At 69.6% G+C, this 22,164-nt stretch carries 19 protein-coding genes; 4 read left to right on the top strand and 15 right to left on the bottom strand.

Translation table 11 applies throughout. From position 1 onward, the window contains the following. Nucleotides 1-186 precede the first annotated feature (186 nt). The 13 genes from ACIHAO_RS18010 to ACIHAO_RS17950 form a co-directional block, all read right to left on the bottom strand. Nucleotides 187-1,560, bottom strand: a complete 1,374-nt coding sequence (locus ACIHAO_RS18010; RefSeq protein ID WP_396559109.1) for an alkaline phosphatase family protein — start codon at nucleotides 1,558-1,560, stop codon at nucleotides 187-189. After that, entirely contained in the window at nucleotides 1,557-2,630 is a 1,074-nt protein-coding gene (gene eboE / locus ACIHAO_RS18005) for a metabolite traffic protein EboE (protein ID WP_396559107.1), read from the bottom strand. The genes ACIHAO_RS18010 and eboE overlap by 4 nt, the downstream gene beginning before the upstream one ends. Beyond that, nucleotides 2,627-3,490 carry a TatD family hydrolase gene (locus ACIHAO_RS18000; protein WP_396559105.1) on the bottom strand — a complete coding sequence of 288 codons (864 nt, stop codon included), beginning with the start codon at nucleotides 3,488-3,490 and terminating at the stop codon, nucleotides 2,627-2,629. Before ACIHAO_RS18000 ends, eboE begins: the two co-directional genes overlap by 4 nt. Before the next feature lie 4 nt (nucleotides 3,491-3,494). Continuing rightward, nucleotides 3,495-4,907 (bottom strand): EboA domain-containing protein, encoded by a 1,413-nt coding sequence (locus tag ACIHAO_RS17995; protein WP_396559103.1) that lies wholly within the window; start codon nucleotides 4,905-4,907, stop codon nucleotides 3,495-3,497. Then, nucleotides 4,904-5,752: an SCO3242 family prenyltransferase gene (locus tag ACIHAO_RS17990; RefSeq protein ID WP_396559101.1), complete on the bottom strand. Its 849-nt coding sequence runs from the start codon at nucleotides 5,750-5,752 to the stop codon at nucleotides 4,904-4,906. The genes ACIHAO_RS17995 and ACIHAO_RS17990 overlap by 4 nt, the downstream gene beginning before the upstream one ends. An 11-nt stretch (nucleotides 5,753-5,763) precedes the next feature. Further along, nucleotides 5,764-6,921, bottom strand: coding sequence for an inositol-3-phosphate synthase (locus ACIHAO_RS17985; RefSeq protein WP_396559099.1), 1,158 nt, complete (start codon nucleotides 6,919-6,921; stop codon nucleotides 5,764-5,766). A gap of 108 nt (nucleotides 6,922-7,029) precedes the next feature. Further along, entirely contained in the window at nucleotides 7,030-8,199 is a 1,170-nt protein-coding gene (locus ACIHAO_RS17980) for a Gfo/Idh/MocA family protein (RefSeq protein ID WP_396559097.1), read from the bottom strand. A gap of 166 nt (nucleotides 8,200-8,365) precedes the next feature. Next, entirely contained in the window at nucleotides 8,366-9,418 is a 1,053-nt protein-coding gene (locus tag ACIHAO_RS17975) for a substrate-binding domain-containing protein (RefSeq protein WP_396559095.1), read from the bottom strand. A gap of 22 nt (nucleotides 9,419-9,440) precedes the next feature. Beyond that, nucleotides 9,441-10,415 carry an ABC transporter permease gene (locus tag ACIHAO_RS17970; RefSeq protein WP_370311018.1) on the bottom strand — a complete coding sequence of 325 codons (975 nt, stop codon included), beginning with the start codon at nucleotides 10,413-10,415 and terminating at the stop codon, nucleotides 9,441-9,443. A gap of 35 nt (nucleotides 10,416-10,450) precedes the next feature. After that, nucleotides 10,451-11,962 carry a sugar ABC transporter ATP-binding protein gene (locus ACIHAO_RS17965; protein ID WP_396559093.1) on the bottom strand — a complete coding sequence of 504 codons (1,512 nt, stop codon included), beginning with the start codon at nucleotides 11,960-11,962 and terminating at the stop codon, nucleotides 10,451-10,453. Next, nucleotides 11,959-13,200 (bottom strand): ROK family protein, encoded by a 1,242-nt coding sequence (locus ACIHAO_RS17960; protein ID WP_396559091.1) that lies wholly within the window; start codon nucleotides 13,198-13,200, stop codon nucleotides 11,959-11,961. Before ACIHAO_RS17960 ends, ACIHAO_RS17965 begins: the two co-directional genes overlap by 4 nt. Before the next feature lie 362 nt (nucleotides 13,201-13,562). Beyond that, nucleotides 13,563-14,765: an ROK family transcriptional regulator gene (locus ACIHAO_RS17955; protein ID WP_125785799.1), complete on the bottom strand. Its 1,203-nt coding sequence runs from the start codon at nucleotides 14,763-14,765 to the stop codon at nucleotides 13,563-13,565. Nucleotides 14,766-14,775: 10 nt separating this feature from the next. Beyond that, nucleotides 14,776-15,780, bottom strand: coding sequence for a GlxA family transcriptional regulator (locus ACIHAO_RS17950; protein ID WP_396559089.1), 1,005 nt, complete (start codon nucleotides 15,778-15,780; stop codon nucleotides 14,776-14,778). A gap of 73 nt (nucleotides 15,781-15,853) precedes the next feature. On the opposite strand from ACIHAO_RS17950, the gene ACIHAO_RS17945 reads away from it, so the two are divergent. Further along, entirely contained in the window at nucleotides 15,854-16,642 is a 789-nt protein-coding gene (locus ACIHAO_RS17945; protein ID WP_396559087.1) for a dienelactone hydrolase family protein, read from the top strand. A 77-nt stretch (nucleotides 16,643-16,719) separates the two neighbouring features. Here ACIHAO_RS17945 and ACIHAO_RS17940 read toward each other — a convergent pair whose 3' ends face one another. Next, nucleotides 16,720-17,382 carry a response regulator gene (locus tag ACIHAO_RS17940; protein WP_125785796.1) on the bottom strand — a complete coding sequence of 221 codons (663 nt, stop codon included), beginning with the start codon at nucleotides 17,380-17,382 and terminating at the stop codon, nucleotides 16,720-16,722. Beyond that, a complete protein-coding gene (locus tag ACIHAO_RS17935) occupies nucleotides 17,379-18,911 on the bottom strand; it encodes an ATP-binding protein (RefSeq protein ID WP_396559085.1) in 1,533 nt (510 codons plus the stop codon). The genes ACIHAO_RS17940 and ACIHAO_RS17935 overlap by 4 nt, the downstream gene beginning before the upstream one ends. Before the next feature lie 132 nt (nucleotides 18,912-19,043). Between ACIHAO_RS17935 and ACIHAO_RS17930 the strand changes: the two genes are divergently transcribed. From ACIHAO_RS17930 to ACIHAO_RS17920, 3 genes are read left to right on the top strand one after another with little or no spacing between them, the layout of a single operon-like run. Next, nucleotides 19,044-20,012: a Bug family tripartite tricarboxylate transporter substrate binding protein gene (locus ACIHAO_RS17930; RefSeq protein WP_396559267.1), complete on the top strand. Its 969-nt coding sequence runs from the start codon at nucleotides 19,044-19,046 to the stop codon at nucleotides 20,010-20,012. Then, complete coding sequence (locus ACIHAO_RS17925) at nucleotides 20,009-20,506, top strand: tripartite tricarboxylate transporter TctB family protein (RefSeq protein ID WP_125796283.1); 498 nt, start codon at nucleotides 20,009-20,011, stop codon at nucleotides 20,504-20,506. Before ACIHAO_RS17930 ends, ACIHAO_RS17925 begins: the two co-directional genes overlap by 4 nt. After that, nucleotides 20,506-22,023 (top strand): tripartite tricarboxylate transporter permease, encoded by a 1,518-nt coding sequence (locus ACIHAO_RS17920; protein ID WP_396559083.1) that lies wholly within the window; start codon nucleotides 20,506-20,508, stop codon nucleotides 22,021-22,023. The genes ACIHAO_RS17925 and ACIHAO_RS17920 overlap by 1 nt, the downstream gene beginning before the upstream one ends. Nucleotides 22,024-22,164: the final 141 nt, after the last annotated feature.

Genomic DNA, 22,164 nt, shown 5'->3' with positions numbered 1-22,164 from the left:
CCCGCGGCGCGCGCGGGCGCGGGGGGGGGGGGGGGGGGGGGGGTGTTGTGTGTAATTTGTGTTAACACCCAAAAAACCCCCCCACGACCCGCTGGACCGGGCGGCTCGTTGGGCCTGAGCCGATTTGCGGTGTTGCGAAAGTGGCTTTCGCGACACGCACCCGACCACACCACCCCGCCACCTCCTCTACTTCAGTCCCTGCAGTGCCAACAACAGTGGGTGAACGTCGGTCGCGCCCACGCGGCCGGACGGCTGGAAGGCCGGATCGGAGCACAGCAGCACCGGACCGTCCTCGCCTGCATCCGGCAACCGCCCGTGCGAGCCGCGCACCCAGCGCGGATCGGTGGGGACGACGTCCATCGCGTACCGGAGCCCGGCGAACTTCTTCGCCAGGTTGAGCCCGGCCCGCGCCTTGGCGAACTTGTCCTCCGGATCGAAGAACAGCTCGGCGGGGTCGTAGCCCGGTTTGCGGTGGATCTCGACGCCGCGCGCGAAGTCGGGCTTCCGCTCGTCGTCGAGCCAGTAGTAGTAGGTGAACCACGAGTCCGGCTCGGCGACCGCGACGAGGTCGCCGGCGCGCTCGTGGTCCAGCCCATAACGCCCCTGCGCCTCGCGGTCGAGCACCTCGTCGACACCGGTCAGCTCGCCGACGATCGCGCGAACCCGCTCGAGATCGGCGGAGTCGCGGACGTAGACGTGCGCGACCTGGTGGTCGGCCACGGCGAACGCGCGCGACGCCCACGGGTCGAGGTACTCCATGCCCGCCTGGGTGTAGACCTCCAGCAGGCCCTCACGCCGCAGCGCCCGGTTGATGTCGACCGGCCTGCTGACGTTCGTGATTCCGTACTCGCTGAGCGCGACCACGGTCGCCCCGGCGTTGCGGGCGTCGTCGAGCAGCGGCGCGAGCGCGTTGTCCAGTTCCCGCGCCGCCAACGCGGCCTGCGGTGCGTCGGGTCCGAAGCGCTGCAGGTCGTAGTCCAGATGCGGGACGTAGGTCAGCAGCAGATCGGGGCGCTTCTCCCGCAGGATCTGCCGGGACGCGCCGATGACCCATTTGCTCGACTTGATCGACGCGGTCGGGCCCCAGTACTGGAACAGCGGGAACTCCCCCAGCGCGCCGGTCAGCTGGTCGTGCAGCTCGGGCGGCCGCACGTAGGCGTCCGGCGACTTGCGGCCGTCGGCGTGGTAGATCGGCCGCGGGGTCACCGTGACGTCGGTGCTCATCCCCATCGCGTACCACCAGCAGACGTTCGCCGACGTGTAGCCGGGGTGCGCCGCCCGCGCGGTCTCCCACAGCTTTTCGCCGCCGACGAGCCGGTTGTGCTGACGCCACAGGAAGATCTCGCCCAGCTCGCGGAAGTACCAGCCGTTGCCGACGATCCCGTGCTGCGCGGGCATGAGCCCGGTGAGGAACGTCGACTGCGCGCTGCAGGTGACGGCGGGCAGCACCGTGCCCAGTTCGGCCTGCCAGCCGTCGCGGGCGACTGCGGACAGGTTCGGCATGTCCCGCAACGCCTTCGGGGTCAGCCCGACGACGTCGATGACGACCAGCGGCTTCACGCGGAAACCCCTTCCTTGACGAGGTTCCGTTCCGCCCATTCGAGTTCCGCGGCGATTCCGCCGACGAGGTCGCCCGCGTCCGGGAGCACGCTCCAGGTGTAGGTCTCGACCTCGATATGCGGTTCGCCGGTCAGCCCGGCGGCGACGGTGCGCAGGACGTCCGTGGTGGTGGACAGCGGCGCGGCCGGGGCCTGGTGCAGCGGCATGTGGAAGTGCACGCGCCACGGCCGGTCGCCCGGCAGGTCGGTCCACGCGTCGGGCAGGTCGTCGGCCTTGCGCACGACACCGTCGGCGCCGAGCTCCCGGACCTGGTGCAGGTAGCGCGGTTCCGCGAACGCGGCCAACGCCTCACGAGCCTCGGCGGGGTCTTCGACGTGCAACGCGGCGGACGCCTGCACCTTGACGATGTCCACATCGGACTTCGCGATCGCGGCCAGTGTCTCCGCCGGGTCGGCGAACGAGACCGCGAGGTGGCAGGTGTCCAGGCACAGCCCGACGTACTCCGGGTCGACGCGGCCCGACAGCCAGCCCAGCGCGTCGGCCACGGTGTCGAGCACGCAGCCGGGTTCGGGTTCGACGGCCAGCTTGATCGGCCGGTCACCGATCGCCCCGACGACCTCGGCGAAGGCCTCGGCCGCACGGCGGTCGTCGTGCTCGGACCACGGCTCGCGCCACGCGAGCGGCAACGTGGAGATGCTGCCGTACGTGGCGTCTTCGGCGAGCAGCTCGGAGAGCACGTTCACACAGTCGATCGTGTACGCGACCCTGTCCGGATTCGTCCACTCAGGACGGTAGACCGCGTGCTTGACGACGTCGTCGTGGAAACCGCCGTACGGGAACGCGTTCAGCGTGTACACCGAAAGCCCGCGGGCGTCGAGTTCGGCGCGGAAACGCTTACGCGCTCCGGCGTCTTCGGCGAGCCCGCGCGCGACCGGCGCGGAGAGCCAGAGCCCTACGCCGAGCCGATCGGCGCCCAGCCGTTCACGCACCGGGAGCGCGTACCGCTCCAGCTGCGTGACGATGCCGTCGACGTCCTCGGCGGGATGGACGTTCGTACAGTAGGAGATCATTTGCGGGCACCTCGCAGCACCGAGTTGCCCTCGAACGTCACGGCCTCGCCGGTGAAACCGGGCAGCGGGTCCAACGTGAGCCTGCCGCTCAGACCGTAGAAGTCGACCGGGTTCTGCCACAGCACCTTGTCGACGTCGGCCTCGGTGAAACCGCCGTCGAGCATCGCCTGGCCGGTCTTGGCGGTCTTCAGCGGATCGGAGCGGCCCCAATCGGCTGCCGAGTTGACGATCATGTTGTCCAGCCCGTACTGGCGCATGATCTCGACCATCCGGTGCTCGTCCATCTTGGTGTCCGGGTAGATGGAGAAACCCATCCAGGCGCCGGAATCCTTGACCAGTTTGACGGTGACCTCGTTGAGGTGGTCCACGACCACACGCTCCGGCGCGACACCGGCCTCACGGACGACGTCGAGGGTGCGCTTGGTGCCTTCCAGCTTGTCGCGGTGCGGAGTGTGCACCAGCACCGGGAGGTCGTGCTCCAGTGCCATCGCCAGTTGCAGCGAGAAGACCTCGTCCTCTTCCTTGGTCATCGAGTCGTAGCCGACCTCGCCGACCGCGACCACGCCGTCCTTGGCCAGGTATCTCGGAAGCACGTCGAGCACCTCGCGGCAGCGCGGGTCGTTGGCCTCCTTGGGGTTCAGCGCGATCGTGCAGTGGTGCCGGATGCCGAACCGGGCGGCACGGAACCGTTCCCAGCCGATGAGCGCGTCGAAGTAGTCGGTGTACGAGCCGACGCTGGTGCGCGGCTGCCCCAGCCAGAACGCCGGCTCGACCAGCGCGCGGACACCGGCCGCGTACATGGCTTCGTAGTCGTCGGTGGTCCGGGAGGACATGTGGATGTGGGGATCGAAGATACGCACTGGCTCAGTTCTCCTTGAGGAGTTCGAGGGCGTCGGCGGGTACGTCACGTCCGGCCGCCCTGCGTTCGTCGGCGAAGTCGGCGAGCATTCTCCGAAGCTCGTCGTCCGCGCGGGTTTCGAGGTCCGCGACGGCGGCCAGCGGCACACCGACGAAGACGCATTTGAGGACGCCGTGGCGCCACGTGTGGTCGTCCAGGAACCGGGCGAAGGCACCCATGGCGGCGGCGACCAACCTGATGTCGTTGGCGCGTAAGGCGTCCTCGACCAGTTTGATCCCGGCATCGGTGACTTCGGCGCCCGGCGACTCCAGCGAGTTGAGCGCCCGCAGGACCCCGCGCCGCTCGGCGTCGTCGCCGTAGCGGTAGAGATCGCGCAGTTCCGCGGCCAGCGCGGCGTCGCCGAGGACGTCCGCCAAGACCGTCACGAGCCGGACCCGTGCCCGGTCGTCGACGGTGCCGTGGACCAGGCCCTGCGGATCGCTGTCCGGCCGCAGCGCGGCACGGCCGACCTCACGGCCGACGGCCGGGAAGATCGCGCCGATCACCGACGGCTTCTCCCGGATCCGGCGTTCCGCCTTGGCCGACCACGTCTGCGGCATCGCCTCCGTGAGCGCCTCGAAGGCCCGCCGCGCGGTGTCCGGCGCGGCGTGGCTGTGCCGGGGCAGTTCGACCGCGGCCAGCCCGGTGTAACCGATCTCCGCCAGCGCGGCGAGCGTCCCGGGCAGATCCAGGTGCCCGTCGCCGAACTCCAGATGCTCGTGGACCCTCGGCAGCATGTCGTCCAGCTGCACGTTCCACAGCAGCGGACCGGCCAGGCGGACGCACTCGGCCGCGTTGACCGGCTCGACGGCGACGCAGTGCCCGACGTCGAGCGTGACGCCGAACGGCTCCGGCTCGCCGAGCTCCTTGCGCAGGTCCAGGACCTGGCTCAGATGCTGTACGAGGTGCCCGGGTTCGGGTTCCATCGCCAGCCGCACGTTCAACCGTGCGGCGTGCTCCAGGACCGCCGCGACGCCTTCCCGCAGCCGCGACCAGGCGATATCGGTGTCCAAAGTCGACACACCGGACCAGAACGAAACGCAGTCGGCCCCGAGGTCCCCGGCGATCCGCATGGCCCGGTCCAGGAAGTCGATCCGGCGCGCGGGGTCGTCCGACAGCAGAGTCGGCGAGTGCTTGCGCCACGGGTCGAGCAGGTAACGCGCGCCGGTTTCGATGACGACGCGGTTCAGGCCGAGCGCCGAAAGCCGCGAGGCCACGTGGTCGACCTGCCGCGCCAGATCGTCGGCGAACGGGTCGAGGTGGTCGTGGTCCAGCGTCAGCGCCACCCCGGTGTACCCGAGGTCGGCGATGATCGCGAGGGCGTCGTCGAGCCGGTGGTTGGAGAAGCCGTTGGTGCCGTATCCGAGGGAAAACGTCATGTGGGGCTCACCTTCCGCGACAGCTTGCGGGCGATCGGCAGCGCGGCCGCGACCAGCGCGGCCCCCAGAACCGAGCCCTTGGCCGTGATCGCCGCCTGCAGCGGGACCATGCCGTGGATGCCGGACTTCGTCGCCGAGCGCACGGACTTCGCCGACGGGTCACGGACGGCGTCCGCCTGCGCCCGGCCGACCAGGCCCGCGTAGCCCGAACCGGCCGCCATCGAGGCCGCGCGATGCCAGCCGCCCCGTGCCGGTCCGGTCAATGCCAACGTTGTCGCCGCACAGCTGGTGGCCAGTGCGGCACGAGCCGTACCCGGTTTCGCGCCGTGCACCTCCCCGGTGGACAACGCGGTGACACCGAGCGTGTGGACACCCACCGCGGCCGCGGCGACGGCCGCCTTCTTCGGAGAGTCACCGGCGCCCAGCAGGACGTCGAGCGTGCGGCAGGCCGCCATCGCCACCGGTCCGGCCGGGGTCGGTTTGAGCACGGTGTCGTAGGCCCACACCGCGCCCGCGAGCGGGACCGCGACCCGCATCGCCCGGCGGCCGCCGCCGAGCGCCGCCAGGCCGAGTCCGGCAGCGGTCAGCGCGGCCCCGGTGGTGAGCGCCGCGCCGGCACTCACCCGCCCGGACGGGATCGGCCGCTCGGGACGCTCCACGGCGTCGAGCTTCCGGTCCGCCCAGTCGTTGAGGGCCATCCCGGCCCAGTAGAAGGCGACCGACGACAGCGGCAGCAGCAGCCGTCGCCCGGTCATCTTGAGCCCCGCCGCGGCGGATCCGGCGACCGTGTCGCCGAGCACCGTCAACGCGGCGGGCGCCCGCACGAGTTCCACGTATGAATTCAAAGCGGCAGCCTTCACAGCGCGGCCGCCCAGCTGATCAGGCGGGCGGTCTGCTCGGCGAACCGGTGTTCGTCGCTGCCCAGCGGATCCTTGAAGAAGAAGCCGAGTTCGGTCAGCGCGCCGCTCTGGCCGCCGGCGTGCGCCGCGGTCACCAGCCTCGCGAGGTCGAGGATCAGCGGCGCCGCGAGCGCGGAGTCGTAGCCGGTCCAGGTGAACTGCAGGCTCATGCGCGCGCCGAGGAAACCCTCGAACGACACGTGGTCCCACGCGGTCTTGATCTCGCCGAGGTCGGGCACGTTGTCGATGTGCAGCGGCGCGGTGACGTCCTCGCCGAGCAGCGCCGCGAGCCCGCGGGCCTTGGATTCCAGCTTGCTGTTCGCGGTCACCGGGTCGGCCAGGGTCTCGCCGTCGCCGCCACCGAGCAGGTTGGTGCCCGCCCAGGAGCGGACCTTCAACGCCCGCGCGCTGAACATCGGCGCGAGGACCGTGCGCAGCAGCGTCTCACCGGTCTTGCCGTCGCAACCCGCGTATGGCAGGCCTTCCCGCTCGGCGAGCTGCCGCAGCGCGGGCAGGGTGATCCCGGCGGACGGCGTGAACTCGACGTACGGGCTTCCCGCCTTCATTGCCGCGTAGGCCGACAGGGAACTCGACGGGAGCACTGCCCGCGCCGGATCCGCCAAGGCCGCTTCGAGCGCGTCGAGATCGTCGTGTTCGGGCAGGTGGGGACAGGGGGCCTCGGTGGAGGACACGTTGACCACGACGACCCGCGCGAGGTCGTTCCGGTCGGCGAAAGCTCGGATGTCCGCCGTGAGCCGGGCGGCCGCGTCGGCCTGGGCACCGGTGTGCGCCGCCGGGTGGTAGCCGTCGCGGATCTCGGCGTCCACCTCGGCCAGCCCGGACCGGACCGCGGAGAACACCGCGTGCCCGAACACGCCGGCGTGCGCCAGCTGCTCGGCCCGTTTCTCCAGCGGTGTGTGCGCGATGTCGTGCCCGCCGAGGACCAGATCGTCCCAGCCCGGCAACGGAACCCCGGCGAACGCGGGCAGTTCGGTGACGCAGCCGCCACCGCCCGTCACCCCCGCGCGGAGGGCGAGGAGCCCCACCGCGGCCGTGGTGGCCACAGACCCCCTCGCCCCGATCAACCAGATGCCCGTACGCTCGTGAGCAGGCATTTCTCCACCTTTCCAAACCCGAAACCGTCAACCTCGGATGGTCGGACGTTTCGGATCGAACCAAGTCGCAGTGATAGCCGTCATGCGACTTTCGGCTGGATCTACTCCTCAGTTACTTCCCTTCGTGGTGATGCCGGGCACAGCCGTCCAGCGCGCCTCTTCGGCGGCGCTGCGCTCGACCGCGGCCAAGACCTGCTGAACCCTCAACCCGTCCTCGAAGGACGGTTCGGGATCCGTGCCGTCGCCGATCGCGGTGAGCAGGTCGGCGACCTCGTTGGTGAAGGTGTGCTCGTAGCCGAGGAGATGCCCCGGCGGCCACCAGACCCCGACGTACGGGTGCTCGGGTTCGGTGACCAGGATCCGGCGGAACCCCGCTTCGGTGGCGGGCTGGCCGCCGTCGAAGAAGGACAGTTCGTTCATCGACTCGAAGTCGAACGCGAGGCTCGCCTTCGACCCGTTGATCTCCAGCCGCATCGCGTTCTTGCGGCCCAGCGCGAACCGGGTCGCCTCGAAACTCGCCACCGCGCCGCCGGTGAACCGGCCGAGGAACAGCGCGGTGTCGTCGACGGTCACCTGGCCGGTGCCGCCGTCGCCGTCCGGCCGCTCCTTGACGAAGGTGTTGGTCAGCGCCGACACCCCGGTGATCGTCTCGCCGGTGACGAACTGGGCGGCGTCGACGATGTGCGCGCCGAGGTCTCCCAGCGCACCTGAGCCCGCCTTGTCCTTGTGCAGCCGCCAGGTCATCGGCGCCTGAGCGTCGGACAGCCAGTCCTGCAGATACACCGACCGCACGTGGCGGATCTCGCCGAGCGCCCCGCTCGCGACCAGTTTCCTGGCGTGCGCGAGCGCGGGCACCCGGCGGTAGTTGAAGGCCACCATCGACCGGACGCCGTTCGCCCGCGCCTTCGCCGCCGCCTCGGCCATCGCTTCGGCCTCGGCGAGAGTGTTGGCCAAGGGCTTCTCGCACAGCACGTGCTTGCCGGCTTCGAGCGCGGCGATCGCGATCTCGGCGTGACTGTCGCCCGGCGTGCAGATGTCGACGAGGTCGACGTCGTCACGGGCGATCAGCGCGCGCCAGTCCGTCTCGACGTCTTCCCAGCCGAACCGTTCCGCCGCGGCCTTCGTCCGCACCTCGTCACGGCCGCCGAGCACGGCGAGTCTCGGGATCAGCGGTGGCGCGAAGAACCGGTGCACACTGCGCCACGCGTGCGAATGCACCGCACCCATGAACGCGTGGCCCACCATGCCGATCCCGATCGTTTCCTTTGCCGTGCTCATGCCCCTCCTATGTCTCCGTGTCTCTCAAGCACGCTTTCGCCTTTCCGCAGCCGGGCCGAGACCTTGGCTGGTCACTCACTCAGCCGTACCGGCGGCCCGCCTGCGCAAAGCCGAGGCCTCCGGCCGAACAGAAACGCGCGCTTGTGCTCGTGTCGGGTACGCGGGTTTACGAGTCGAAGCCGACGTCCATGTACTTGTCGACGTTCTCCTTGGTGACCACCGCGGAGTACGTGGTGATCTCGGCGGGGATCTCGTGCTCGGCGAAATCACCGGCACCCTTGCCCTGCCCGAGAAGCCGCGCGAGCGAGATCGCCGAAGACGCCATCGACGGGCTGTAGAGCACCGTCGCCTTCAGCGGCTCGGCGTCGGACTTGATCAGGTTCATCGCGTTCTTCGAACCCGCGCCGCCGACCATCAGGAAGTTCTTGCGGTTGGCGTTGTTGATCGCCGCGATGACGCCGACACCCTGGTCGTCGTCGTGGTTCCAGAGCGCGTCCAGCTTCGGCGCGGACTGCAACAGGTTCGAGGTCTGCTGCTCGCCGGACTCCGGGGTGAACTGCGCCGAGACGCGCGGCCCCACCTGGAAACCCTGACGCGCCAAGGCGTCCTTGAAACCCTTGCTGCGTTCCTGGGTCAGCGGCAGCGAGTCGATGCCCGCGACCTCGCCGATGACGGGGCTCGCGATGTTCTTCGCCTTCATCTGCTGGGCGATGTAGTTCCCGGCGTTGACACCCATGCGGTAGTTGTCGCCACCGATCCACGTGCGGTACGCGAGCGGGGTGTCGAAGACGCGGTCCAGGTTGATCACCTGGATACCGGCGTCCATCGCCTGCTGGCCGACCGCGGTCAGCGCCTTGCCGTCGAACGGCAGGATCACCAGTACGTTGACCTTGGCGTTGATCAGCGTCTCCACCTGGGAGATCTGCTGGTTGACGTCGTTGGTGCCCTCGGTGGCGTTGAGCGTGACCTCACTGAACTTCTGCGCCTGCGCGCGGGCGTTCTTGGTGATGGCCGCCATCCAGCCGTGGTCCGCGGCCGGCGCTGAAAACCCGATTGTCACTGGACTTCCGGGCTGCGAGTTCGCCCCGGCGTTGGCCACGTTGGCCGCGTTGTTCTGCGCCGGTGCCTCGTTCGAGGTGCACGCGGTCAGCAGCGCACCCGCTCCGACGGCCGCGCCTCCCAGCAGGAAACGGCGGCGTTGCAGGGATTGTTCGGTCATGACGACTCTCCATCCACGGTGATCAAGTACTCGTCTTGGATTTCTTGACGGAGCGGAACTGCAGCAGCGCGGCCAGGACGATGATCACGCCCTTGGCGATGTTCTGGATGTCGGTGTCCAGGTTGTTGAGCGTGAAGATGTTGGACAGCACGGTGAAGATCAGCACGCCGATCAGGGTGCCGATGAGCGAGCCGCGGCCACCGGTGAGCAGCGTGCCGCCGATGACGACCGCCGCGATGGCGTCGAGTTCGTAGAGCATGCCGTTGGTCGAGGCACCCGCGGTGGTGCGGGCGACGACCATCAGCGCGGCGATGCCGCAGCACAGGCCGGCGACGCCGTAGACGAGGGCGGTGTGCCGCTTGACGTTGATGCCCGCCAGCCGCGACGCCTCGGCGTTGCCGCCGACGGCGAAGGTGCGGCGGCCGAACGTGGTGCGGTTCAGCAGCACCCAGCCGACCACGAACACCAGCGCGAACATCCAGATCAGCACCGGGATGCCGAGCAGGTCACCGCGGAAGAAGTCGAGGAAACCCGCTTCCGCCACCACCTGCGTGCGGCGGCCGCTGATGCGTTCCGCGAGCCCGCGGGCCGAGACGTACATCGCCAGTGTCGCGATGAACGGCACGATCTTCCCGTAGGAGACCAGGATCCCGTTGATCAGCCCGCAGCCGAGGCCGACCAGGAGTCCACAAAGGATCATCACGAACGGGCCGTAGGACTGGGTGGCCAGCGTGGTCAGCCAGACACTGGAGAGCGCCACGATCGACCCGACCGAGAGGTCGATGCCGCCGGCGATGATCACGAACGTCATCCCGACGCTGACCACCCCGATGGCCGCGGCGAGCCGCAGGATGGTGGAGATGTTGCCGTCGGTGAAGAACTGGTCGGGCCTCGTGACCTGGCCGACGATGCACAGGATGACCAGTACCCCGGCCAGCCCGAGCAGCCGGGTGTCGAGCGAGAAGTTCCGCTTTTCTTTGGGTGGTACAGGTTCCACGGCGGGTCCCGTACGCACCGATTCGGCTTGGTCGGTCACGCCGCACTCCCCTCGAGAATCACGTCGAGCACATCCGCCTCTGTCAGCTCCGCAGACGGCTTTTCAGCCAGGACACGTCCTTCACGCAGCACCAGCACCCGGTCGGACAGTCCGAGTACTTCGGGGATCTCGCTGCTGACGAGCACGATCGCGACGCCGGTCGCGGCCAGTTCCTCGATCAGCCGGTACAGCTCCGCCCGCGCGCCGACGTCGACCCCGCGGGTCGGTTCGTCCAGCAGCAGGACCCGGCAGCCGCGGACCAGCCAGCGCGCGAGGACCGCCTTCTGCTGGTTGCCGCCGGAGAGCGTGCGGATGATGCGGTGCGGATCGGCCGGCCGGAGATCGAGGCGCCGCAGGCTTTCCCCGGCGTCGTCGAGTTCCCTGCCCCGCTCGGTGAAACCGAACGTCGCGTACTTGCTCAGGCTCGCCAGGGTCACGTTGTGCACCACGGGCAGGTCCAGCAGCAGCCCCTGGCTCTTGCGTTCCTCCGGCGCCAGCCCGATGCCGGCCTTGACCGCCGCGGACACGCTGCCCGGCCGGACCGGTTCGCCGTCGACCGACACCGAACCCGCGTCCTGTTTGCGCGCCCCGAAGATCGTCTCCAGCAGTTCGCTGCGGCCCGAGCCGACGAGGCCCGCGATCCCGACGACCTCGCCTGCGTGCACGGTGAAGTTCACGTTCTCGAACTCGCCGACGGTGGTCAGGTTCTCCACCTTGAGGACCTCTTTGTCCGGATCCACGTGCTCCTGGTGGCGCGGGCCGAACACGGTTTCGACCTTGCGGCCCGCCATCAGCGCGACGAGGTCGGCGGTCGGGGTCTCCTTGGCGTCGAGGCCGGTGGCGACGGTCTTGCCGTCCTTGAGCACGGTGACGCGGTGCCCGATCCGGCGCAGTTCTTCGAGCCGGTGGGAGATGTAGATGATCGCGACACCCTCGGCGGTCAGTTCGCCGACGATGCGGAACAGGTTGTCGACCTCTTCGCCCGCCAGCGCCGCGGTGGGCTCGTCCATCACCAGCAGCTTCGCGTCGTACGCGAGCGCCCGCGCCATCGAGACCAGCTGCTGACCGGCGGCGGAGAGCTTGCCGACCTCGGTCGACGGCGTGATCTCGGGATGCCCGAGCCGCGCCATCAGCTTCGCGGCCTTGTTCCGGGACTCGCTGATCCGCGTGAACCCGAACGACGCGCGCTCGCGGCCGAGGAAGATGTTGTCCGCCACCGAAAGGCCGGGCACCAGGTCGAGTTCCTGGTACATGGTCGCGATGCCGATCTTCAGCGCGGCGACCGGCGAGGCCAGCGTGACCGGCTCGCCCTGCCAGGAGATCTCGCCGCCGTCGGGCCGGTGTGCCCCGGCGAGCGTTTTGATCAGCGTGGACTTGCCCGCGCCGTTCTGGCCGAGCAGACAGTGCACCTCGCCGGATTCGACGTCGAAATCGACGCCGTCGAGTGCACGCACCCCCGGGAAGGTCTTCACGATCCCCCGGACGGACAACAAAGAATGCAAGGTCATGCCGGAGCCTCCGCTGTGTCTATCGACGAACTCGCGACTACGGGAACTAGCGTCGGGTCGGCGAAAAGCCGTTCGGTGGCAAGGTGCGCGGCGCCGCGCAGCGGGGCGGTGGTGCCCAGCGGCGACGGCTCGACCCGGCAGGCGGGCTCGTGCCCGAGCGGCCGCGCGGACAGTTCGCGGCGCACCGGCTCGACCAGCCATTCGCCCAGTTCGGCGAAGTAACCGCCGAGCACCACGACGTCCGGGTCCAGCACATCGACCACAGTGGACACCGCGATGCCGAGCGCGACCCCGAGTTCCGAGACCGCCGCGACGGCGCGCTGATCACCCCGCCGCACGCGGTGCTTGAGCAGTCCGACCCGGCCGTCGACGCCGAGCGCGGGATCGTGCAGCGGGTCGCCGGGCGAGGCCGCGACGCGCAGGACGGCGTTGAGCCCGGCCTTGGTCTCCAGGCAGCCGACCCGGCCGCATGGGCACTGTTCGCCGGACGGGTCGACGGTGATGTGCCCGACCTCGCCCGCGAAACCCCTGGCACCGCGCAGAAGCGCACCGCCGGACACGAGCCCGCCGCCGACACCCGTCCCGCCGCTGAGGTAGAAGAGCTCCCGCACGCCACGGCCGACTCCGGCGACCGCCTCGCCGATCGCGCCGAGGTTGGCCTCGTTGTCGACCGCGATGGCGTCGGCCCGCAAACCGAGCCGGGCGGCGAGGAGGTCGGCGATCTCGGCGTCGCGCCAGCGCAGGGTCGGCGCGAACCGCAGCACGGCGGCGGCCGAATCGACCAGACCCGGCACCGAGACGGTGACCCCGACCGGCTGGTCGTCGAGCAGCACCTGCCTGGCGAGGAAAGCGAGCTCGTCCATGCTCCGGTGCAGCCCGAGCGCGGCGACGTCGGCGGTCTCCGTGCGTTCGGCGACAACGCGGCCGTCGAGGTTCGTGACGACGGCCGCGAACCGGTCGGCCTCGACACTGAGCGCGAGCCCGCAGGCGCTCGCGCCGTTCAGCTCGACCAGCTGACTGGGCCTGCCGTTGCCGCCGCCCTGCAGTCCGGCGGACCGGACGAGACCGCGATCGGACAGCTCGGTGATCAACCCGGAGACGGCCGCCTTGGTGAGCCCGCAGCGCGCCGCGAGCTGGGTACGCGACAGCGGCCCCGCACGCAACGCCCGCAGGAGCGCGGCGAGGTTCGCCGTGCGTGGGCTGACCGGGTCGAGCTGCCCGGCTTCAGTCGCGGCCACACTGCCCCATTTGACGACGCCTCACTTACGAATCGGCCGTAACAAACTTTGTTACTTAGCCAGCGAAAGTAGGGTGGCTTCTGTCACTCGTCAAGGTGACAACAGGACAGAAATGGGGGTCATCACCCGAATAGCCGTCCAGAACCGCGCAGACTTTCGTACTTGTCGAGCAAAAGTCTGTACGATCTTGACGTTACTAATCGGAATCAGGTGAGTGCCCAACGTGCCGCCGAGCGGTCACGCAGCGCTCCCGGGCGCCCTCGCCGCTACCCCCACACGCGCGCAATGAAGGGGCCTTTCATAGCAAAATTTGCTATGAAAGGCCCCTTCATTGCACAAGCGGGGAGGCCTAGGTGGGCGCCTCAGCTACTGAGTGTGAAGGCGCGGTCCGTAGCGGACCAGGCGGCCCCGATCACCCCGGCGGTGTCGCCGAGCTCGGACAGCACGATCGGCAGGTTCCCGGTCGCGAGCGGCAGCGACCGCCGGTAGACCGAGCTGCGGATCTCGGCGAGCAGCTGATGCCCGAGCTGCGCCACGCCGCCACCGATCACGACCATGCCCGGGTTCACGAAGCTCACCAGCGAGGCGACCACCTGCCCGAGCCGTCGTCCGCCGTCACGGATCAGGTTGACGGCGCCGAAGTCGCCCGACGCCGCCGCGCGGCCGACGTCCGCGGCGGTGATCGCGCCGCGGTCGGCGACGACGTCGGCGAGGTACGCCGACCGGCCGCTGCGCGCGAGCGTCAGCCCGTCGCGGGCCAGCGCGGCGCCGCCGAAGTACGCCTCGAGGCAGCCTGTCTCACCGCAGGCGCAGGTCGGCCCGTAGTCGTCGAGCCGGATGTGCCCGATGTCGCCCGCGGTGCCGGCGACGCCGCGGTACACCTTGCCGCCCAGCACGATGCCGCAGCCGATACCGGTACCGATTTTGACGAACACCAGGTCGTCGGTGGAGCGGGCGACGCCGGCGTGCCGTTCCCCGAGGGCCATCGAGTTCACGTCGTTGTCGACGGTGACGGGGCAGCCCAGCAGCCCGCCGAGATGGTCGCGTACGGAAAACCGGTCCCAGCCGGGCATTATCGGCGGCGCGACCGCCATGCCCTCGGCGAAACTCACCGGCCCCGGGAGGCCGATCCCGGCGGCGATCAGTTTGCCCGGCGCCTCTTCGCGGATCTTCTCCGCCAGCGCGGCGACGCGTTTCAGCACGACGTGCGGCCCCTGCCGGACGTCGCAGTCTTCGACGGTGTGCACCAGCACCTCGCACGAAGCGTCGGTGAGCGCGACCCCGACCGACGTCGCGCCGACGTCGACGGAGAGCACGCGCAGGTCGCCCGCCAGCCGCACCAGCGTGGACCGCCTGCCACCCCGGCTCGCCGACGGACCCGCGGTTTCGACGAGGCCGACCTCGGCGAGCCGCGCGACCTCGGCACCCACCCGGGCGCGCGGCAGTTCCAGCCGCTCCCCCAGTTCGACCCGGGACATCGGCCCCTCGTCCCGCAGCAGGGTCAGCAACTGGGTCTGGTGCCGGGTTTCGACCATCGGATGCTCCGTGGTGGATGCCGTGCTCATTCAGCCGAGCCTACGGTGTTGTCCACTTCGTGTCCCGAATGCCTGTGGACACCCGGCTTCGCCTGAACATCGCGCGGTAGTCCCGCGGCCGGTGGCCGGTCAGCCTCGCGAAGACCGCGCTGAACGTCCCGGGATCGCGGTAGCCGACATCGGCGGCGATACCGGCGATCGTTCGCTCCGTGGTCTCCAGCAGATGCTTCGCCCGCCGCACCCGCGCCTCCTGGAGGTAGCCGAGCGGAGTTTTGCCGGTCTCGTCCCGAAACCGCCGCAGGAGAGTTCGCGCGCTGACGTGGAAGGTCGTGGCGAGCAGTCCGAGGTCGTACCGGTCGCGCAGGTTCTGGTCCAGCCGGCGTTTGACGCCTTGCGAGAACTCCCTGCCGGTGGCGGGCAACAGATCCGCGTCGACATACGGCGCCTGGCTCGACCGCGCGTCGTCGACGAGGGCGATCCGCGCGGTCGCGCGAGCGACCCGGCCGCCGTGGTGTTCACGGATGAGCCCGAGGGCGAAGTCGTACATCGCGCTGAACGCGCCCGTCGTGGTCACCCCGCTGTCGGTGACCACGAGTTCGCCCGGGAGGACCTCGGTGCCGGGGCGGCGATCGGCCAGCCGTCCGGCGAAAAGCCACGAGGTCGTCGACCGCCGCCCGTCGAGCAGGCCGGCGTCGGCCAGCAGGAACGCGCCGACGCAGATCGAAACCACCGCGACTCCCGCCTCCGCGGCTGTCCTGATGGCTTCGATTTCCGGGCGCAGGGATCTGAGTCTCGTGTCGAGGTCGAGCCCCGGCGACAGCTCGAACCCGGGTACGACGAGGACATCGACGGGCCGCACCGGCGAAACCGTGATCACCGCCCCGCCGGAGGCGACCACGCGCCGCCTCGGCGACAGGATCGAGACCTCGTACGAAGGATCCGCGGCGACATGCGAGGCCATCGTGAGGAGATCGGGAACCCCGAAAACCTCCGAAGCGAAACATCCCGGATAGGCGAGCACTCCGACGCGCTGCGGGGTCACCATGATGGCGAGATTACCCGACGATGTGGCGATCTCGCCCCTGTCCGAACCGGCGGGCGCACCGCACGATGGCGCCATGACCCTCGCGGACTTCTCGAAACGGCACGTCGAGGTCGACGGCGTCGGCAAAACCGTCTACGTCGCCGGATCCGGGGCGGCGGTGGTGCTGATGCCGGAGATGCCCGGGATCAGCCCGGACGTCGTCCGCTTCGCGCGCTGGATCCGTGACGCGGGTTTCACGGTCTACCTTCCGTCGCTCTTCGGTGTCGACGGCGCATTCCCCACCGCCGCGGACGGGGAGAAGGTCGTCCGCCGCGCCTGCGTCAGCGCCGAGTTCCGGGCGTTCGCCGGCGGCGGCACGAGCCCCGTCGTGGCCTGGCTGCGCGGGCTGGCGAGGAAGGCGTTCGAGGAGTGCGGCGGGCCGGGCGTCGGTGCGACCGGCCTCTGCTTCACCGGCAACTTCGCCCTCAGCATGACTCTCGAACCGGCCGTCATCGCTCCCGTCGTCAACCATCCCTCACTGCCGCTGGACGATCCGGCCGGGCTGGAACTCGGCGACGCGGACGCCGCCCGGATACGCGAGCGCGTCGAGCGCGACGGGCTGAAGGTGCTCGCCTACCGCTTCGAGAACGACCGGTGGTGCACCGGGCAGCGCTTCGCCGCGTACCGGGCGCTTCTCGGCGACGCGTTCGACGGTCGCGTCCTCCCGGACGAGGTGGCCAATCCCGAACCGCCGCCGTTCTTCCGTGACGTCGTGGCCTGCCCTCACAGCGTCGTCACCGCCCACCTCGTCGATCAGGAAGGCCACCCCACCGTCCGGGCCAGGGACGAGATCCTGGCCTTCCTCGCCGAACGGCTCAGCTGAGCCGTTCGGCCCCGACCCCGCAATTAGTCACCTACTTGCGCCAGGCCAGGCACGCAAGTAGGTGACGAATTGCGGGGTCAGGACCAGAGGTAGCGCCGCTCGGGCCGTCCTGTACCGCCGTACTTGAGGGTCACCTCGGCCTTCCCTGTCGCCACGAAATGCTCCAGGTACCGGCGCGCGCTCACCCGCGCGACGCCGGTCGCTTCGGCGCATTCGCTCGCGGACATCCCGCCGGGCGCGCCTCGCAGCGCGGTCTCCACCAGCCGCGCGGTCTGAACGGTGAGTCCCTTGGGCAGCACGGGTTTCGCGCTCGGCCGCGAGCCGAAGACCTGGTCGACGTCGGCCTGGCCCGCCTCGGCCAGCCGGTCCAGCCGCTGGTGCAGGGACGCGAAATGGGTGAGCTGATCCCGCAGGGACGCGTACTCGAACGGCTTGATCAGGTAGTGCAGGACGCCGCCCCGCATCGCCTGCCGCACGGTCTCCACGTCGGTCGCGGCGGTGATCAGGATGACGTCGACGTCCTCGGTGGCGCGCAGCTCCCGCAACACCGAAAGCCCGTCGAGGTCGGGGAGATAGACGTCCAGCAGCACCAGATCCGGCTTCAGCTCCCGCGCCAGGCGGAGCGCGTCGGCGCCGGTGTGCGCGACCCCGACCACGGCGAACCCCTCCGTGCGCGCGACGTATCCACTGTGGACTTTCGCGACCATGAAATCGTCGTCGACGACGAGCACCCGGATCATCGCGGCAACCTCGCCGTGAACACCGCGCCGCCGGAGTTGTGCACCTCGACGGAACCACCACGCCGGACGCACGCCTGCCGGATCAGCGCGAGCCCGAGGCCCCGCTGGCCGTGTGCGGCGGCCTTCGTGGTGAAGCCGTGCTCGAACACTTCTTCCGCGATCTCCGGGGCGACTCCCGGTCCGGAATCGCGGACCTCCACGCGCACTTCGTCCTCCTCCTGCCACACGCCGACCTCGATCCAGCCACGCTCACCGCCCAGCGCGTCCAACGCGTTGTCGACCAGATTCCCCAGCACTGTCACCAAATCCGTGGAGAGGCCGTCCTCGACACGGTCGAGTTCGCTGTCGGGGGCCATGCGCAGTCCGGCCCCGCGTTCCGCGGCCAGCGACGCCTTCGCGATCAGCAGCGCGGCCACCGCCGGGTCGCCGATACGCGAGCCGACCTCGGCGCGCCACTCCCCTTGCGCCGAGCTGATCCGGCTGACGTAGCCGCGAACCTCTTCGTATTCCCCGAGTTCCAGCAGTCCGGAGATGGTGTGCAGCCGGTTGCTGAACTCGTGCGCCTGCGCCCGCAACGTGTCGGTGGCGTGCCTGCTGGCGTCGAGTTCGTCCCGCAGGGTCATCAGGTCGGTGCGGTCGCGCAAGGTGACGACGGCTCCCCGTACGTCGATCGGCATCCGGTTCAGCGTCAGCACCTTTCCTTTCCTCAGCACGATCTGGTCGGCGCCGGTCGCGCGGCCGGTGAGCAGGTCGCGGATCCGTTCGTTGAGATCGAGTTCCTCGACCGACCGGCCGACGGCGTCCTCCGGCAACGCCAGCAGTTCGCGGGCCTGGTCGTTCGCCAGGGTGATCCGGTGCTGCGGGTCCAGGCCGACGACGCCCTCCTTGATGCCGTGCAGGAGCGCCTCCCGGTTTTCCACCAGGGCGGTGATCTCGTGCGGTTCCAGGCCGAGCGTCTGGTTCTTCACGCGCCGCGCCAGCAGCAGCGAGCCGCTCACGCCGATCACCAGCGCGACGCCCAGCACCCGCAGCGCGTTGTCCGGCGAGTCGAGCACGCCGGCGAAGAACCCGGGGGACTTCGAGCCCACGGCGACCATGCGGACGACCTTTCCGCCCTTTTCGTCGAGCACCGGGACGTGCGCCACGATCGAACCGTCGAGTTCGCCGACCCACGACCGTCCAGAGAGGACAGTGCTCTCGCCGATGTCGAGGAGCGTCCGCACCTGACCCGGATCCGGTGACGCGAGCACAGAGCGGTCCGCTCCCGCGATCACCACGAAATCCACCCCGGAGAAGCTCCGCGCGGTCGCCGCGGGCGCGTTCAGTTCGAACGGGCCGTTCTCGAGGTCGCCCACGACACCCTGCGCGGCGACACTCTCCGCGACCGAAAGCGCCCGGCGTCCCTCGGTCGTGCGGAAGTTGTTCCCCGCCTGGACGACGGCCAGCACGCCCACCGCGCACAGTAGGCAGGTCACGACTACGAGTTGCCATACGAGGAGCTGGCGGGCCAAGGAACCCCGAGCACCCATCGCCACCTCCGCGTGACCAAAACGAACACAACAACCATTGGGCCCGCAAGCGGGACATCTCTGTTTACACGAGTGCAACATGTCCAACCACGCGGCAGAGAGGCGGGGATCACAGTGAAGCCCAGTAACTGGTTGGCCATCGCGGCGGCGCTCGTCGCCGTTTTGCTGGTGCCACCGTTGCTCACCCCGGGCAGCGAGGCCGACGAGGGCTCGCAGATCCGGTCGTTGCGGGTGCTCGTGCCCAACGCGCCCGGTGGCGGTTACGACATCACGGCGCGCACGGCCACCAAGGCGATGGAGGACGCGGACCTGCTCGGCAACGCGGAGGTCTTCAACCTCCCCGGCGCCGGTGGAACGGTCGGCCTCGGCCGCACGGTGGCCGAACGCGGCAACGGCAAACTCGTCATGTCCATGGGGCTCGGCGTCGTCGGCAGCGTGTTCACGAACAAGTCGCCGTCTTCGCTGCTCGACACCACGCCGGTGGCGAAGCTGATCGAAGAGTCGGACATCGTCGTGGTCGGCAAGGATTCGCCGTACCGGAACATCGGCCAGCTGGTCGAAGCGTGGAAGAAGGATCCCGGCGCGGTCCAGGTCGGCGGCGGTTCGTCGCCGGGCGGGCCGGATCACCTGGCGCCGATGCTGATGGCGAAGGCGGTCGGGCTCGCGCCCAAGGCGGTCAACTACGTCCAGTTCGACGGCGGTGGCGAGCTGCTCGCGTCGGTCCTCGGCGGCAAGGTCGCGTTCGGTGTCTCGGGCGTCGGCGAGTACCGGGACCAGATCCAGGCGGGCACGCTCCGGGTGCTGGCGGTGACCAGTGAGAAGCGGATCCCCGGCATCGACGCGCCGACGCTTTCGGAGTCCGGTGTGGACGTCAAGTTCACCAACTGGCGCGGCATCGTCGCTCCGCCCGGCATCACCGAGGCGGACCGCGCGAAGCTGGTGAGCCTGTTCGATCGGCTGCAGAAGACGCCGCAGTGGCAGGAAGCCTTGCAGCGCAACGGATGGACCGGGGCGTTCGCCCCCGGTGAGCAGTTCGGTTCGTTTCTCAAAGAGGAGAACACTCGAGTGGCAACGGTGCTGAAAGAGCTGGGTCTGGCATGACGACCACGTGGCTGAAGGAGCGCTCCGAACTCGGGGTGAGCGTCGGGCTCGTGGTGCTCGGCGTCCTGGTGCTCACCGACGCGCTGAGCATCCCCACCGACTTCGCCCAGCGCGGTCCCGTGGGACCGAAGGCGGTGCCGATCCTGGTCGGCTCGCTGCTGCTGATCGTCGCCGTGCTGCTGGCGCGCGACGTGCTGCGCGGCGGCAAGGGCGAGGCCGAGGGCGGCGAGGACATCGACCTCACCGCGCCCGCCGACCTGCGCACGGTCCTGTTGCTGTGCGGTGCCTTCCTCGCCAACGCGGCGCTGATCGGCCTGGTCGGGTTCCCGATCTCCGGCGCGATCCTGTTCTGGGGCGCGGCGTACGCGCTCGGCAGCCGCAACCTGGTGCGTGACCCGCTGATCGCGGCGGGCCTGTCCGTCGCGACCTTCCTGATCTTCAACAACCTGCTCGGTGTCCCGCTCCCCGGTGGCCCGTTGATGGAGGTGTTCTGATGCTTCAGCAACTCATCGACGGCTTCGGCACCGCGCTGACGCCGACCCATATCGCGATGGCGGCGATCGGGGTCCTGCTGGGCACCGCGATCGGCGTGCTGCCGGGGATCGGCCCGGCCATGGCGGTGGCACTGCTGCTCCCGGTGACCTACGGGCTGGAGCCCACCGGCGCGTTCATCATGTTCGCCGGCATCTACTACGGCGGGATGTTCGGCGGCTCGACGACGTCGATCCTGCTGAACACGCCGGGTGAGAGCGCGGCGGTGGTCGCGGCCATCGACGGCAACCCGATGGCCCGCAAGGGACGCGGTGCGCAAGCGCTTGCGGCGGCCGCGATCGGGCATTTCATCGGCGGTATCCTCGGCACGATCGCGCTGGTCGTGCTGGCCCCGATCATCGCGAAGCACGCCGTCGACATCGGCGCGCCGGATCTGTTCGCGATCATGGTGCTGGCGTTCATCGCGGTCACCTCCGTGCTCGGCAGCTCCCGGATCCGCGGGGTGGCGTCGCTGCTGATCGGGCTCACCATCGGCCTCGTCGGGCTGGACGAGATGACCGGCCAGCAAAGGCTGACCTTCGGCTCGCTGCATCTGGCCGACGGGATCGACGTGGTGATCGTGGCGGTCGCGCTGTTCGCCGTCGGCGAGTCGCTGTGGGTCGCCGCGCATCTGCGGCGGAACGCGTTCAAGCCGATCCCGGTCGGCAGGCCTTGGCTGTCGCGCGCCGACCTGAAGCGGACGTGGAAGCCGTGGCTGCGCGGGCCGCTCATCGGCTTCCCGTTCGGCGCGGTGCCCGCCGGTGGCGCGGAGATCCCGACGTTCCTTTCCTACGTCACGGAAAAGCGGCTCTCGAAGCACAAGGACGAGTTCGGCAAGGGCGCCATCGAAGGCGTCGCGGGCCCGGAAGCGACGGCTTCGGCCTCCGCCGCCGGGACGCTGGTCTCGATGCTGACGCTCGGCCTGCCGACCACCGCGGTCGCGGCCGTGATGCTCGCGGCGTTCCAGCAGTACGGCATCCAGCCGGGTCCGCTGCTGTTCGAGCGGGAGTCTTCGCTGGTGTGGGGCCTGATCGCCTCGCTGTTCGTCGGGCTGACACTGCTGCTGGTGCTGAACCTGCCGCTGGCGCCCCTGTGGGCGAAGCTGCTGCGGATCCCGCGGCCGTACCTCTACGCGGGCATCCTGTTCTTCGCCAGTGTCGGCGCGTACGCGGTCAACGCGGACATCTTCGACCTGCTCGTGATGTTCGTGATCGGCCTGATCGGCTTCGCGATGCGCCGCTACGGCCTCCCGGTGCTGCCGGCGATCATCGGCGTCATCCTCGGCCCGGCCGCCGAACAGCAGATGCGGCGCGCGCTGCAACTCAGCGACGGCAGCCTGAGCGGGTTGTTCAACACCCCGTTCGCGATCGTGGTCTACGTGATCATCCTGGTGATCCTGTTCTTCCCGCTGTTCAAGCGTTTCCTGCCTTCCCGGCCCGCCGCGACCGAGGCGGAACCGAAGGACAAGGTCGACGTCTGACCCACGGGACTCGCTGACCCGGCCCGGCCTCGACTGCCCCGAGGCCGGGCCTTCTTTTCGCCCTGCTTGAACCCCGTTCGGCCGTCGTACGTGTGCGGTGCATCACCGGTCTTAAGGTAACGAAAGGATAACGGCAAGGTC

The sequence above is a fragment of the Amycolatopsis sp. NPDC052450 genome, from assembly GCF_044547565.1.
Taxonomy (GTDB): Bacteria; Actinomycetota; Actinomycetes; order Mycobacteriales; family Pseudonocardiaceae; genus Amycolatopsis.
The sequence above is the reverse complement of the archived record's forward strand: the minus strand, read 5'-3'. Positions and strand labels throughout refer to the sequence as shown.